We start from the raw sequence: 13,027 nt of genomic DNA, 5'->3' as shown, positions 1-13,027 counted from the left end.
ATAAAGGAAAAATATTTTTAAAATACCATTATGCTTTTGAGGCAACGATCTCAATAGACACGATATCATCATTTTGCTTGATAGTGTCAAGCACCATAAAGCTTTCGGTATCCCCCTCTTCAATCCCGCCAAATACGGTATGAACACCGTCAAGATGAGGAGTCGGCACAAAGGTAATGAAAAACTGGCTTCCTCCTGTATTTGGACCTGCATGCGCCATGGAAAGTGCGCCGCGTCTATGGCGGTGCGTGCTGGTATCCGTTTCGCAATCTATGCACCAATCCGGCCCTCCGGTTCCTGGCATTCCTGTGCCTGAAAGACCTGAATGTGGGCAGCCGCCTTGTGCCATAAACCCCGGAATAACCCTATGGAATTTCAAGTTATTGTAAAATCCTTCATTTGCCAAATATGCAAAGTTTGCCACTGTATTGGGAGCATCATCATGATAGAGTTTTACCCAGATAACACCTTTATTTGTAGTGATTTTTGCATAGTTGTATGTATCCATCACTTCTTGAGAGATATCGTATCTTTTTGACTGTCTTCTTCCAAACATGTTGTTTAGTCCTTCTGTAGTTAAATTAGGTTATTATTATACCAATATTTATTTAGGGGACACTATGGAACTTTGTGTAGCACTTGATTTGCCTTCAGCTCAAGAAAATTTGGCACTCGCAGAGTCGCTCAGAGAGTATAACATCTGGATGAAAGTGGGATTTCGTGCTTATATTCGTGACGGAAAAGCGTTTATAGAAGCACTCAAAGCAATCAACCCAAAGTTTAAGATATTTTTGGACCTCAAGCTTTATGACATCCCAAACACAATGGCAGACGCCGCAGAAGAGATCGCACGGCTAGGTGTAGATATGTTCAATATCCATGCGAGCGCGGGGCCTGTGGCAATGCAGGCTGTGATGCAGAGACTCGCAAAATATCCTAACCGTCCGCTGGTGCTTGCGGTGACGGCTTTGACTTCTTTTGATGAAGCAAACTTTCAAATGATCTATGAAAAAAGCATTCAAAACAAGGCAGAGCAGTTTGCCAAAATGAGTTATGAAAACGGGTTGGATGGCGTGGTGTGTTCGACCTTTGAGAGCAGGGCGGTCAAAACTGCCACAAGTGAACATTTTTTGACACTTTGCCCGGGCATACGTCCTTTTGGCGAAGAAGCAGGGGATCAACAGCGTGTAGCGACTTTGGAGTTGGCCGAACAGGAAAATGTAGACTATCCTGTGGTGGGAAGACCCATCTATAAAGACCCAAATCCTTCGCAAAAAGTAGGTGAAATTCTCAAGGTGATCGCGACGTTATAAGACAGGCTTATCCGCTCAGGCATTTTGGGTTATTTTTGTTTTTCGACTTTTTTGTGATCGGTCATCTCTACTGCATTTTGCATGCCCTGAATCATAAAATAAGCCCCAAGGGCAAATAATCCCAATACGATCAGCGGCGTTAATTTTTGAAGCATAATCCATCCTCTTTCTTTGATTTTTAAATCATACTATAAAATAATTCATAAAACAAAGTAAAAGTCACAGATCAAAAATGATTTTTATAAATAATAGACCAAAAAAAGAAAAAATCTATTTCTTTAAGCTTTTGTTTAAGAGTATTGCATTATAATTCTCTCCACAAAAACATGGACAGTTGGGTGAGTTGGCTGAAACCACATCCCTGCTAAGGATGCGTACGGGTAACTGTACCGAGGGTTCGAATCCCTCACTGTCCGCCAGCTATCTAATTTAAACTAACTTAAACAAGCTAAAATCACACGACTACAACGGCATTTGATATACTTCTATCTATTTAAACCAATTTAAACTAATTTAATCAAATTAAAAAATAAAAGTGGCTAAAATTTGAACTAACAGTTTTTACAAAGAATATTTGACCACTTGGATAGCCACTATGAAAAAACAACTCACTGACACTGCGATCAAACGCGCCAAACAAAAAGAAAAAGAGTATAAGCTTGCAGATGGTGACGGCCTGTATCTGCACATTACCCCTATCGGTACTAAATGGTTCAAGTATCGCTATACCATAAACGGAAAAACTTCTACAAAATCTATTGGCAAATATCCTTTTATGAGTTTGACTGCGGCCAGGCAGAAGAGAGATGAGCTTAAGATCATGGTGCTGGACGGCATAAGGCCGCTAGAAAAAAAAGCAAATATGGTTTTTACAGAGCTAATGAATGAATACTTTGAAAATAGAAGCGATCTTAGTGAGAAATACATCAACAACAATAGATCGTCTATAGAGAAATATTTTAGTGATCTGCTTACTATTGAGCTTGATAAGATCACTCCTACAGTGCTTATAGATGATTTTAAGCGCATGAACAAAAAGGGTGTAGTAGTCTATGCCAAAAAAAGCGGCGGGATGATCGATAGGATATTTCGCTATGGAGTAACCCTGCAATACTGCAAATATAATCCTATGAGAGATATAGATCTATCTATCCTGCTACAAAAAAAAGAGGTCAAGAACTATGCTCACATCACAGACCAGGCGCTTTTTAGAGAGCTGCTTATAGCGATAGAGAATTCTATATGCGACGGCTCTACAAAAAGAGCTTTGCGGCTTATGCCTTATGTGTTTTTACGGCCGTCAAATATCAGAGATGCCGAGTGGTCGGAATTTGACTACAAAAATAGACTTTGGACGATACCTGCTGCAAAAATGAAGATGAGCCGTGACCATATAGTGCCGCTCACGGACACTATGATAGATATACTAGGGGATAAAAAAGATGGGCTTGTCTTTCCAAGTCCGTACAATAGGTCAAAGAAACTTAGCGAAAATACGCTAAATATCATGCTCAAACGCCTAGGCTTCGACGGCGTAATGACCACTCATGGGTTTAGACATACCGCCAGTACAGTTCTGCATGAGAATATACATATACACGGTGTATCAAGTGATGTGATAGAAATGCAGCTTGCGCATGTAGAAAAAAATAGCGTGAAAGGGGTCTACAACAAAGCCTTGTATATGTCTGAGAGGCAAAGGCTTATGCAGTGGTGGAGTGATTACATAGATAATCTAAGGGCTTAAACCCATCTATGATTCGTACAACATCGCTTCTTTTGTAGATCTTAACTTTAGAGAACGGGTTTTCGTATTTAGGCAACTTCTTTTTAAACTCGTTCGCTTTAGGATTTGATGTGTCTATCCCTAGGATTTCGCACGCCTCTTTGAAATTAATCATTATCGATGCCATAGTTTTTCCTTTTTGTCATTTTCTCATCTCCACACCACCACTTCCACGCGATCCAGATACACCACCTCGCGCACTGTGCCCTCGGGTCTCCCGTAGCATTTTTTTGCACTCATAACCCGCACCGTTGTTTTTGCAGGACGATAAGCCAAAGAATGATCACCCCAAAAACTCTTCTTCATGTCGTTTATCGATGGCTTCATAAACTTTCCCCTAATATCGCACAAGCATTTGAATTGGCGGAGATGTTCCCGCGCACCAGCCATTTTGGGTCTATTTTCTTTTTGCTTTTCTTTTTGTCTTTGCACCATGCACATTTTCTGTCCGTATTGGAATGTATAACGCATCCGCAGTCTATGCATTTTTCGTAGTATCTTGACTTTTTCAAAACTATCCTCCAAAAAACCATTCGGCAGCATTTGCCAGGACATAGAAAAAAGCAAAGAACAAAATCACGACCAAAAACCCGCCCGTGTATTTTTCAAATTCGTTGTTCGATGTTTTCATTTCTGCTTCCTTTTAGGATTTGAATGATTTTTTTATCTTTTTTGATGATCACTTTGTCTTTGTTGGTGTCGATGTGTGTTTTGCTGCTGTCTGTATGCAGCAAGCACACTTTGCCGCTTTTTTCGTCGAAGTCAACTGCAAGCACCGGCACAGTGATGACGATCTTGCCGCCGCCTCTTTTTTCCCACTCCATAGCTCGTAAAAACTTTTTCATCTTTCCCCCTTCAAGTATCTTGCTAGATCTCCGGCTGTTTTGCAGCCGTTCGCCATGGCCCTGTATATCAAAGTAGTGTTTTTCATTTTCTCTTCCTTTTGTGTGATAGGCATAATTACCCATGTGCGAGCCTTTGTGTTATAATTGAGGTGCAAAAACAAATCTAACAAAAGGCTCACAGATGGGTAATCCATTTAAAAATTTAGACTTTACAAGGTGGTACAATGTGATGCTGGTATTTGGTTTTCTTCTTCTTATGGCTTTTGGAACCGAAACGTTTACGGTTATCGATCACCAAGCAGGAGCGGCTTTTTCATTTGCTATGGTGCTTGTCGGCATAGGCGAGGGCGCAAACCGTCACAAAGTAGACGATTATGAATACGGATACACTGCTAATTTTGACAAGTTCACTGGAAAATTCATCAGCCGGATTCCGATCATAGAACGAAGGCTGAAAGGCAAAAAAGAAGTAAGGATATGGACGACCGCCGGGAAAGTGTTTTACCTCCTCGGATCACTCATGGCCGTCCTTGGGTTTATCCTGTTGGTATGATTTATATCATAAAGCTTTCGACGCCTTCGCATCCATTTTTCACATTAGCAGTAAACTCTTTTACCGTTTCTTCGATGGTCTGCTCAAGCCTGTAACATGAAAGTTTCACCTCAAATCCTCCGTCCATCGCATCTAGGAAAAGCTCTGTCTCGAACTTCGCTTCAAGTTTTAGATCATTCTTGAATACCGGCAGCTTAAAGGCGATGTATCTTGGTATCACATAGCTTGAGTGGCCAGTCCTGATCTCTGCATCGACGATAAATGCCTGCTGTGTATTGCGCTGTATGCTATTGATATTTTTTGTAGCGTGCAGATGCTCTGCTACTTCGATGATGTCCATATCTTCAGTTGCCTTGCGGTCAAACTCTACAATGTACGGTTCCATGCGTTTCAGAAGATGGATAAACTGCTTTTGCGTGATGGAAGTATTGATATGTTGCATAAACTCTTTGAAATCTTTTGTCCGTTCAAGTGCCATCTTGCAATACGAGTCTCCGTGATCTGCTTCTTGGGCTGTTGAGTAGTTGAACACTGCCGTGATCACCTGCTCATCGAAGAATATCTTTGTTGCTTTTGTCTTATATTCATTGATGAATTTGATAAAATCATGCTTGTCTACAATGTTCTGCTGTATGACGTTCCGTGCGATAGGGTATGCAAAAAACTTTTGACGATGCTCTTTCGGTTTTTCTACATTGTAGCTTATATGCTGCAGGATATTCCCGTTTGCGTCAGTCTCTGTTGGCTTTTGGAAAAAAGAAAAGATCTTATCTATCATTTTGTACTCCCGGTAGTATTTGCTGGTTGGGTCTATTGCGACCGATCTGGAAGTTTTTCATAGGATCAACAAAGAATGATCCGCTTGGTTTTGGTTTTGGTATCTTTGCTTCTGAGTATCCTGTAAGCGTGATCATTTCGTCTGATTGTTTTGCTACAGTAAGCTTAAGCGTGACAGACGAACTTTTGCCTTCTATCATTGTGGCTTTTACAGCTTCTTGGAGATGCGTTGCCATCTGGTCGGCAAGCGACCCTTTACCAATGCTTTGGAGCGCGGCTATCATAGCCTCAACGTGGCCAGCGAGAATTATATTTTCTTCCATGGGAATTCCTTTTTATTTATAGGAGTTACCCCCCCCGCCAAAAAACGGGGAGGCTAAGCTCTCAACCGAGCCTGCAGAGTTCGCTGTCATCAAGCAGCTTTTTGTCGTTTTTCATGTTTTAAAGGATTGAGGAGTAGCGAGATTCGTTGGTGTGCGTTCTTCATGCAGGTTGCAACATAGATAAAACTGCAGGCTCGGTTGAGAGCTTTTTGTGTTTCCATTCTCAGTGTCCTTGATGTATAATCAAGCGTCAACAAAACCAACATAAAGGACACAGTAAAATGGAAATAGCAGTTTATGCAGCAAGAAACTTTGCAAATGAAGAAACAGCACTATGCAAAGTAGATAGTATATATCATAAAACAAGTCCAAATGACCGCAACAATGAGGTAATACTTAATGAAAATAATCATGCTACACTAAAAGAACTGTATGCAGATGGATGGACCATAAAAACGGTTACCTATCCATTTAGCAATACTGCAATGTTTTTTCTTGAGAGGGGTTAAACAATCCCTCTGTCACTTTCATATTTTTTAAGCTCTCTTATCTTTACAAGCTCTTCATGAATAAGCTTTAAATACTTGACTATCTCTTTCATGTTTCCCCTTTTTCTTTAGATACTTTCATATGTAGTTTTTTAATATCATTTAGCATATTTATATAGTTTGGTGGCCTACCCATGCATCGATGTCTATTTTTACGTAATAGATTCTTTTGCCTATTTTTTTGAATGGCATCGGATCGCATTCTCTCTCGCGAAGTATTTTTTGTGTTTGTTTGTCCAGCTTGTATCTGGATAAAAGATCATCCGTAGTAAGAAGCACCTCTTCATCCTCTTTGATGGGGTATGTATAGTTCATGTTCACCTCTAAAACTTTCTGCAAGCATACCATGGTATGCTTGGTGAAAAGCTCTCAGGCTATCTGGTGGCCACCCCTTAGTTTTGCACCTTCGCACGGCTGGTTCCGTACGGGTCATTTGCGTCTACGCGACGCGCGATCTCCCGCTTGAAGTTACCTGTTTATGGAGGTAACCTTTTCCGATTTAAAGCTAATTGGATATAATTAGTAATAATTAGCTATAAATGGATAATGGTATTATAGACAATATGTCAAGTCTTTGTCAAGACTTTTTATGAAAAAAGGTATTTTTATGGAGAATTGGGGAAGTAGGCTTAAAGAGATCAGGGAAAAATATGAGTATTCACAGAAAAAAATAGGTGATGCCATAGGTAAGGACATCACTCAAGTAAGCAGGTATGAAAGGGGAGCGGGGGCAAAGAAGATGCCAAGGCACTTTAGACTTGATTTGCGCAGCGTGTTCCAGGAAGAAGATATCGCATATGTTGAGTTTGGTTCCACCAAAGAATACCAGGAAAGCCATGTCGCTAAGCCATCCCCACACTATCAGGCGAGTGACACGATCAGTGTGCCATACTACCCGGAGGTTTATGCGAGTGCAGGCGGCGGTGCGATGGTGTATGACTCACTGACGGGGACTGAACCTATGCGTCTTTCCCGTGCTTTTGTGGAGGACTTCCTGTGTGTTCCGTTCAACAAGCACATCCATGTCATCAACGTCAAAGGGGACAGCATGGCACCGACGATCATCGACGGAGAGCTGATCTTCATCTCTCCGCTCAACGGAGGCGGCATTATAGACGGACACATCTATGTGATCATGTATGAAGATGAGATCTATGTGAAGAGAATCAGGAAAGTGCCTTTTTCAAAAAGGTTCAACCTGAGCAGCGACAACCCAGATGTAGGCGACATAGAGCTCACAGAAGAGCAGACGGCTGCATGTATGGTGATCGGGGAAGTGGTCGGGCAGATGAGACGCAATAGGTAGGGTATGAAGATGGATTGCAATACAATAATAAATGATAATGATATAGGGCAAATATATATAATTAATGGGATAAACAGGAAAGATTTATTTTCAGAATGCGAATCTGATAATATAAAAAAGACAACAATAAATATTTATGATAATTCATCAAACAAAATGAACTTGGCTCCAATAGAAAGAAAATATCATAAAGTTTTAGGGTTGAGAAGTTTTACTGGTGATGGGAAGGTTGCCGAACATAAACTTTTTGTTCTATATGATAATTTTAGAGGTCATGGGATCGCTAAAAAACTTCATAGAAATGAAATGCATATATATGCCAATAATGATTTTGTAGAAATTCAACTTGATGCAGCATGGGATGGTGTATTGGTATGGAAGAAATTGGGCTTTGAATATTATAAAAAACAAGATGAAAATGCTCTTTATGCAGTATGGACCAACTATTTTTTAAATGATTACACTGGTCTAAGTTTCAATGATAAATTGAGTATAATTAGTAAATATATGACAATGTCATCAGTTCCAAAAAAATATACAAATGATTTTGGAAGATGGTTGCATAACAACAATCATAATTTCGTAGTTCCGATGTATAAAAGGCTTGGTTAATGAACGCATCAAAACCTATGTATGATTTCAAAATGTTTTTAAATGCAGGTGGAAACGATATTTTAATGTTCAGAGCATGGGTAGTTGATGAAGATACATATTATTTACAAGAAGTACCTAATTTTAAGATACATGAAAGCTATAAAAACATATTTCTTTCCGCACTCAATGGAGAGTTATCTATCCAAGAATTTGAAATAGAAAACGAGCAAGTTAATATCCATGAAAGATCTCAAGTTCATCATGAAAACATAGAGGGTATATTTAATGCGGCATCTTCTTTTATAGCACAATATTATGGGCTTAGAACAACATTTGAACAAATAACTCTCAAGAATATGGTTCGCTTTAGATATGATGGGCCTGAGCTTAATATTGGATATGGACTTGACCCAAATATTGCTGGTAAGATATATCATACGTCAGACGAACTTATAAAATCTATAGCCGTAAATAACACTAATTTTCAAGGTATTCACCAAGTAAGCGCTCAAGCTGGCAGCACAGTAATACCATACATAAGTGAGACCATAGATACTGAAGCCATTGAGATTTTAAAAAAAGCAATGAACGATATAAAACTAAGTATGGTAGATAGGGATTTTTCAAATAGCGATCATAGGCTTTCTGGACTTTATAAAAACTTCATAAAAAAATTAGTAAAGGTTAAATCTATCCCAGGGATAAAAGTGTTTGAGCTTATAGTTGGGGATGATGATACCGGCATAAAACTGAGTGATCTTAGTCTTATATCCGATGCAAACAGCAGACTATATAATAGGCAAATTTCAAGAGTAGGAAAAGTTCATAGACCTGCATTTAGCTTGATAGGAAATCCGAGCATTTATAGTGCATCGGTCATTATTGATGGTAAAGAGTTCTCTGTGCATATTAAGACTGATAATGTGAATTTTGATCATATGATTAGGATACTTAATGAAAACGTAGAGCAGTTAGTAGAAGTTGAAGGATATACTAAGTCAGAGGCAACTATCGAAGCTGTAAATATAAGACGGCACTACATTGTAGAAAACAATGAATAATACAGAGCAGTCCACCTATGAACAGCAGGTGGATAGGAATATAAAAGATTGGTTATAGAGCGCGATTAAGAGTTCAATCTTTGAACTGTAGATATAATTTGCTGTTTAAATTTATAGATATCCTCAACACTTTCTAAGTCAAATCTTTCTTCTTCTTTGTCTGAGGTATGAATACCTATATATTTGTTACTTTTTGCATTGAAGCGAAGTCTGCATATCCACTTCCTATTGTTGTCATCAAGCAAAACGCCAAAATAACTTTTTGTATCTCTTGCTACGACCCTATGCAATGGAATTATTTCAGCAAGGATGGACTTTACTATAAAGAATCCTTCAAGCTCCTGTTCTGTAGTTATAACGTCTTCTATTGATGGTTCTGTATTTACCTGTGAACTTTCTTCTTGATTTATATGTTGATTTTCATACATTATCTTTGATTTGAATGAGTTTATCTTGTCGTTAACCATATCACTTACCACTTCAGAGAATGCCTGTTTTATATAACCTTTAAATTCATCGATAACGTTTTGCCTCATTGCCTTATCGGTAAGCTTTGAAGCAAAGAACCTTGCCATTTCATCACTTGGCTCATATACCTCATTCTTAAATATGTCTTTGATCCCGTTTACGTATTTTTTCACACCGGCCATACTGAGTATGTTGTCTATATCAAGTGTTTTATTTGAAAACTTTTCAAGCTGCTTTATGTCCCTGTCTTTTATGTTAAGTAGATCGATTACAAGGAATGGTGAAGCATCCATAACATTCGGCTTTTCTATGTCAGAGTAAAATCTATACTCTATACCGTTCGTAAGTATGGCAAACTTGCTGTCAGTCACTGTAAAATACCTTTCAAGTTGGGTTTTATGGCGGTCAAGTTTTTCTGTATGCGGCTTTGCCTCAATAAGTATAATAGGGTGTTCTCCGCTCATAATGGCGTAATCTACCTTCTCCCCCTTTTTTATACCAATGTCAGCCGTGAACTCCGGGATAACAACAGTAGGGTCAAATATATCATATCCCCAAGCACTCAGCATAGGAAGGATAAAAGATGTTTTAGTGGCTTCTTCCGTAACCACCTTATCTTTTAGATCTTCAACTCTTTTTGCCAAATTTTTTATTGTGATTTCAAAACTCATGACACTTCCCCAAAGAATTAAATTAAAATAAATACTTGACAATGATTAGACAAATTGTCTATAATATTAATCAAGCACGCTAAAAACAACACATTACAAAACAATTATAGCGAATTAAAATTAAAGAGGATTATGGTGGGTTCATCTGAATATATTATCGGATATGTTGAGGATGAGATGGAAACAGTAAGCATCGTACCATATCAAGAAAATGCCATTGTATTGGACAAAGATAAACTCGGAAGGTTTATAGATACCTTGATGAACCTTTATCAAAAGATGTCTTGATGGTAAAAGTCTTATTTTTGTCTTTTGCGGTGAACTTATGGCTTTTGTAGAACATCATGGCAACATTCGCAGCCTGGTCATCTGACAGGTTTGTATAAGAAACGACTTTGAAGAACATGCCACTGATATTGAATATCTTTGGATGGGTTATCTCTTTACTCATTTTATAGAGTTCCTTTCGGGGGATTCTTAGAGTGGGCGCCTTGAGAAAGTTTGACGACAGATCAAGGCACTTTTTCGCACGCTGTGCATAAGCATCGTACCATACGATACTTATGTTTATCTTTAAGTCCGCTTTGGTAGGCGGTGTACGGGTTTTGGACTTGATCCTCCTTTACCGTACACCTCCTTCCAAAGCGGACGCGAAGGGAGGATCACATGAAATCTAAATCTTTCTACACGGCCATGACCAAAGCCGTGGACGACTACAACAACCGCCATAACCTGAACAGAGGGTATTTTGCCGATGTTTTGGGGTATAAAGGCGACAATGCATCAAGGCAGCTATCTGCTGCACTCAATCCTCACTCTGACGATAAAACACTAAATGACGAACGAAAAGAAGCGCTCATCGAAGAGATGGACATGGATGCACGCATGGTGTTTTTTACTGCGTACATGAAGCAGTGGGGGCTAAAGCCTGAGATGATCGATGTACCTGCTGTATCTATAGAAGACATCAATATCCATATCGCACTTGACAATGCACTCATAGAGAGTGACGATGCATTTAAAACAGGAAAGTTTGCGCTAAGAGATAAAACACTTGACGAAGCAGAACTGAGAGCGATCATCAAAGAGAGCGAAGAGGCGGCAAGAAAGCACGATGAAACGGCCATGCTGGCAAAAGCAAGACTCAAAACGCTAAGGAGTGAATGAGATGGAAAGAGCAAAGAGAGAACTCCCTCCGATGGGATCGCAGGGAAGGACAGTATACGAACATCTGAAAAAAGGAAACCGGCTTACAAGCCTGGAAGCGATTCATGAGTTCGGCATACTACGTCTCCCAAACCGCATAAGCGAACTTCGGCACAAGTATGGAGTAGAAATATTTCAGCGCACCGTGCACAAAAAAGAAAACAAAAAGGTAAAGTGGGAAGAGTACAGTCTCTCACCGATAGAGGAAGCATAATGGAAACACTTTACAACATTGACATGGAGAGAGCGCTCTTGTCTTCTGTGTTTTTCGAACCTTTCGTACTTGATGACGTATCTGCGCGTATAGGAGCGGAGGCTTTCTACATTCCCTTTCACCGAAACCTTTTTTCTGCCATGCTTGAGCTTTTACGCGAAGAGAGGCCTATAGATGAAGAGTTTGTAAAGTCTAAGATGATCAAAAGAAAAGAGTGGGATGAAGCGGCAATGCTTGACATACTGTCTGCCAACCCTATATCTGTGCTTGATCCGTACATCGACATGATAGCAGAAATGGCGAGAAAAAGAGGGTTTGTGAACCTTGGGCTTTCGATAAAAAAGATGATAGAGTCTGATGATAAAAGCAGCGTTGATGTAGCAAGCGGGATCGATAAGAGCATCGACAAGATCATGGACATAGGATCAAAGCATTCGGTTAAAACTTCTGCTGACTTCATAGAAGAAATGCGTTCGGATATGAATGCAGCGGCAGAGGCAGGCGACATCATAGGCTACAAGACAGGTATCAATTCACTGGATGCAAAGGTAGGCGCATTCCAGCCGGGTGACCTGGTGGTCATAGCCGCACGTCCGTCGATGGGAAAAACTTCACTGATGACAACCATAACGGACTACGCGCTTGGCAAAGGCCACGGTGTCTATATGAATTCGCTTGAGATGAGCGGTAAAAAGATCATGGCAAGACTTGTTGCAACCAGATCAGGCATATCTTTGTCCGATATCAAAAGAGGGCACGTAACAGAAAAAGACCGGTTTGAGAGCGCGGTGAAATTCTACACAAAAACCAACCTGCTGCACATCGTTGACGAAAGCTACCTTAGCATAGCCGAGATCAAAGCCAAAGCCGCGCAGCATTTTAGAAAACACCCTGAGGTGAAATACTGGTTCATAGACCATATTCGCTACATCAAAAAGCCAGGAGTCAATATACCAAATGAAATAAACGAGATCACTAAAGAGCTTAAAAGGACAGCAAAGCAGTATGGTTTGGTCGTCGTTCTTCTTTCTCAGCTTAACAGGGCAAATGAGCAGCGTACAAACAAGCGTCCCCTACTGTCTGATCTTAGAGAATCAGGTGCCATAGAAGAGGATGCGGATGTCATCATATTCCCGCATCGTGAGAGCTACTACCAAAGAAACGTAAATGATAGAGAGCCGGCGGTCGCAGAAGCTGAATTGATTGTAGGCAAGAACAGGGACGGAGAGGCCGGGATATGCAAGTGCTACTTTAAGGGGTCCACTGCCTCTTTTGAGAACTATGGAGGCATTGAGTATACATACGACAGCACGGGGCACGTTGGGATGAGAACAAATAACTATTCGATGCCGATAATCTAAA

General features: G+C 40.0%; 18 protein-coding genes and 1 tRNA gene. 11 read left to right on the top strand and 8 right to left on the bottom strand.

The features are described from left to right. Window positions 1-28: 28 nt before the first annotated feature. A complete protein-coding gene (locus CFH81_02330) occupies window positions 29-556 on the bottom strand; it encodes a peptidylprolyl isomerase (protein ID DAB41157.1) in 528 nt (175 codons plus the stop codon). Between the two features lie 64 nt (window positions 557-620). On the opposite strand from CFH81_02330, the gene CFH81_02325 reads away from it, so the two are divergent. From CFH81_02325 to CFH81_02315, 3 genes are all read left to right on the top strand, one after another. Next, window positions 621-1,313 carry an orotidine-5'-phosphate decarboxylase gene (locus CFH81_02325; GenBank protein ID DAB41156.1) on the top strand — a complete coding sequence of 231 codons (693 nt, stop codon included), beginning with the start codon at window positions 621-623 and terminating at the stop codon, window positions 1,311-1,313. 328 nt (window positions 1,314-1,641) lie between these two features. Further along, window positions 1,642-1,732: transfer RNA gene (locus CFH81_02320), tRNA-Ser, on the top strand. A gap of 176 nt (window positions 1,733-1,908) precedes the next feature. Next, a complete protein-coding gene (locus CFH81_02315) occupies window positions 1,909-3,060 on the top strand; it encodes a hypothetical protein (protein DAB41155.1) in 1,152 nt (383 codons plus the stop codon). On the opposite strand, the gene CFH81_02310 is transcribed toward CFH81_02315, so the two are convergent. The 3 genes from CFH81_02310 to CFH81_02300 all read right to left on the bottom strand — a co-directional run bounded on the left by CFH81_02310 (window position 3,017) and on the right by CFH81_02300 (window position 4,067). Continuing rightward, window positions 3,017-3,226 (bottom strand): hypothetical protein, encoded by a 210-nt coding sequence (locus CFH81_02310; protein ID DAB41154.1) that lies wholly within the window; start codon window positions 3,224-3,226, stop codon window positions 3,017-3,019. The genes CFH81_02315 and CFH81_02310 overlap by 44 nt on opposite strands. Before the next feature lie 196 nt (window positions 3,227-3,422). Then, window positions 3,423-3,611: a hypothetical protein gene (locus tag CFH81_02305; GenBank protein ID DAB41153.1), complete on the bottom strand. Its 189-nt coding sequence runs from the start codon at window positions 3,609-3,611 to the stop codon at window positions 3,423-3,425. 93 nt (window positions 3,612-3,704) lie between these two features. Next, a complete protein-coding gene (locus tag CFH81_02300) occupies window positions 3,705-4,067 on the bottom strand; it encodes a hypothetical protein (GenBank protein ID DAB41152.1) in 363 nt (120 codons plus the stop codon). Between the two features lie 58 nt (window positions 4,068-4,125). Between CFH81_02300 and CFH81_02295 the strand changes: the two genes are divergently transcribed. Then, window positions 4,126-4,497: a hypothetical protein gene (locus CFH81_02295; GenBank protein ID DAB41151.1), complete on the top strand. Its 372-nt coding sequence runs from the start codon at window positions 4,126-4,128 to the stop codon at window positions 4,495-4,497. A gap of 1 nt (window position 4,498) precedes the next feature. Here the strand turns inward: CFH81_02295 and CFH81_02290 are convergent, their stop codons facing one another. Both CFH81_02290 and CFH81_02285 read right to left on the bottom strand, forming a co-directional pair. Next, a complete protein-coding gene (locus CFH81_02290; protein ID DAB41150.1) occupies window positions 4,499-5,275 on the bottom strand; it encodes a hypothetical protein in 777 nt (258 codons plus the stop codon). Next, on the bottom strand, window positions 5,265-5,597 hold the full coding sequence (locus CFH81_02285) for a hypothetical protein (GenBank protein DAB41149.1): 333 nt from the start codon (window positions 5,595-5,597) through the stop codon (window positions 5,265-5,267). Before CFH81_02285 ends, CFH81_02290 begins: the two co-directional genes overlap by 11 nt. Before the next feature lie 281 nt (window positions 5,598-5,878). Here CFH81_02285 and CFH81_02280 point away from each other — a divergent pair, with 281 nt between their 5' ends. After that, a complete protein-coding gene (locus CFH81_02280) occupies window positions 5,879-6,106 on the top strand; it encodes a hypothetical protein (protein ID DAB41148.1) in 228 nt (75 codons plus the stop codon). A gap of 150 nt (window positions 6,107-6,256) precedes the next feature. Here the strand turns inward: CFH81_02280 and CFH81_02275 are convergent, their stop codons facing one another. Then, window positions 6,257-6,460 (bottom strand): hypothetical protein, encoded by a 204-nt coding sequence (locus tag CFH81_02275; GenBank protein DAB41147.1) that lies wholly within the window; start codon window positions 6,458-6,460, stop codon window positions 6,257-6,259. Between the two features lie 274 nt (window positions 6,461-6,734). Here CFH81_02275 and CFH81_02270 point away from each other — a divergent pair, with 274 nt between their 5' ends. Genes CFH81_02270 through CFH81_02260 form a run of 3 tightly spaced genes read left to right on the top strand, consistent with a single transcriptional unit; the run spans window position 6,735 to window position 9,106 of the window. Beyond that, on the top strand, window positions 6,735-7,451 hold the full coding sequence (locus CFH81_02270) for a hypothetical protein (protein ID DAB41146.1): 717 nt from the start codon (window positions 6,735-6,737) through the stop codon (window positions 7,449-7,451). Between the two features lie 3 nt (window positions 7,452-7,454). Beyond that, on the top strand, window positions 7,455-8,063 hold the full coding sequence (locus tag CFH81_02265; protein ID DAB41145.1) for a hypothetical protein: 609 nt from the start codon (window positions 7,455-7,457) through the stop codon (window positions 8,061-8,063). After that, the gene (locus CFH81_02260) at window positions 8,063-9,106 is read left to right on the top strand and encodes a hypothetical protein (GenBank protein ID DAB41144.1); all 1,044 of its coding nucleotides are present in this window, start codon (window positions 8,063-8,065) and stop codon (window positions 9,104-9,106) included. Before CFH81_02265 ends, CFH81_02260 begins: the two co-directional genes overlap by 1 nt. Window positions 9,107-9,171: 65 nt before the next feature. On the opposite strand, the gene CFH81_02255 is transcribed toward CFH81_02260, so the two are convergent. Beyond that, window positions 9,172-10,245, bottom strand: coding sequence for a hypothetical protein (locus CFH81_02255; protein ID DAB41143.1), 1,074 nt, complete (start codon window positions 10,243-10,245; stop codon window positions 9,172-9,174). 666 nt (window positions 10,246-10,911) lie between these two features. Here CFH81_02255 and CFH81_02250 point away from each other — a divergent pair. The 3 genes from CFH81_02250 to CFH81_02240 are packed head-to-tail and all read left to right on the top strand — an operon-like array spanning window position 10,912 to window position 13,026. Next, a complete protein-coding gene (locus CFH81_02250) occupies window positions 10,912-11,412 on the top strand; it encodes a hypothetical protein (protein DAB41142.1) in 501 nt (166 codons plus the stop codon). A 1-nt stretch (window position 11,413) separates the two neighbouring features. Next, on the top strand, window positions 11,414-11,665 hold the full coding sequence (locus CFH81_02245) for a hypothetical protein (protein DAB41141.1): 252 nt from the start codon (window positions 11,414-11,416) through the stop codon (window positions 11,663-11,665). Continuing rightward, a complete protein-coding gene (locus CFH81_02240; GenBank protein DAB41140.1) occupies window positions 11,665-13,026 on the top strand; it encodes a hypothetical protein in 1,362 nt (453 codons plus the stop codon). The genes CFH81_02245 and CFH81_02240 overlap by 1 nt, the downstream gene beginning before the upstream one ends. The last annotated feature ends 1 nt before the right edge of the window (window position 13,027 follow it).

Origin of the sequence: Sulfurovum sp. UBA12169 (assembly GCA_002742845.1) — a bacterium.
Lineage (GTDB): Bacteria > Campylobacterota > Campylobacteria > Campylobacterales > Sulfurovaceae > Sulfurovum.
The sequence above is the reverse complement of the archived record's forward strand: the minus strand, read 5'-3'. Positions and strand labels throughout refer to the sequence as shown.

Excerpts from the sequence above, each read along its gene's own strand:
- CFH81_02270 (DAB41146.1), top strand. The coding sequence starts at position 6,735 with ATGAAAAAAGGTATTTTTATGGAGAATTGGGGAAGTAGGCTTAAAGAG.
- CFH81_02255 (DAB41143.1), bottom strand. The coding sequence starts at position 10,245 with ATGAGTTTTGAAATCACAATAAAAAATTTGGCAAAAAGAGTTGAAGAT.
- CFH81_02245 (DAB41141.1), top strand. The coding sequence starts at position 11,414 with ATGGAAAGAGCAAAGAGAGAACTCCCTCCGATGGGATCGCAGGGAAGG.
- CFH81_02240 (DAB41140.1), top strand. The coding sequence starts at position 11,665 with ATGGAAACACTTTACAACATTGACATGGAGAGAGCGCTCTTGTCTTCT.
- CFH81_02310 (DAB41154.1), bottom strand. The coding sequence starts at position 3,226 with ATGGCATCGATAATGATTAATTTCAAAGAGGCGTGCGAAATCCTAGGG.
- CFH81_02280 (DAB41148.1), top strand. The coding sequence starts at position 5,879 with ATGGAAATAGCAGTTTATGCAGCAAGAAACTTTGCAAATGAAGAAACA.
- CFH81_02295 (DAB41151.1), top strand. The coding sequence starts at position 4,126 with ATGGGTAATCCATTTAAAAATTTAGACTTTACAAGGTGGTACAATGTG.
- CFH81_02265 (DAB41145.1), top strand. The coding sequence starts at position 7,455 with ATGAAGATGGATTGCAATACAATAATAAATGATAATGATATAGGGCAA.
- CFH81_02250 (DAB41142.1), top strand. The coding sequence starts at position 10,912 with ATGAAATCTAAATCTTTCTACACGGCCATGACCAAAGCCGTGGACGAC.
- CFH81_02300 (DAB41152.1), bottom strand. The coding sequence starts at position 4,067 with ATGGGTAATTATGCCTATCACACAAAAGGAAGAGAAAATGAAAAACAC.
- CFH81_02285 (DAB41149.1), bottom strand. The coding sequence starts at position 5,597 with ATGGAAGAAAATATAATTCTCGCTGGCCACGTTGAGGCTATGATAGCC.
- CFH81_02325 (DAB41156.1), top strand. The coding sequence starts at position 621 with ATGGAACTTTGTGTAGCACTTGATTTGCCTTCAGCTCAAGAAAATTTG.
- CFH81_02290 (DAB41150.1), bottom strand. The coding sequence starts at position 5,275 with ATGATAGATAAGATCTTTTCTTTTTTCCAAAAGCCAACAGAGACTGAC.
- CFH81_02315 (DAB41155.1), top strand. The coding sequence starts at position 1,909 with ATGAAAAAACAACTCACTGACACTGCGATCAAACGCGCCAAACAAAAA.
- CFH81_02275 (DAB41147.1), bottom strand. The coding sequence starts at position 6,460 with ATGAACTATACATACCCCATCAAAGAGGATGAAGAGGTGCTTCTTACT.
- CFH81_02260 (DAB41144.1), top strand. The coding sequence starts at position 8,063 with ATGAACGCATCAAAACCTATGTATGATTTCAAAATGTTTTTAAATGCA.
- CFH81_02330 (DAB41157.1), bottom strand. The coding sequence starts at position 556 with ATGTTTGGAAGAAGACAGTCAAAAAGATACGATATCTCTCAAGAAGTG.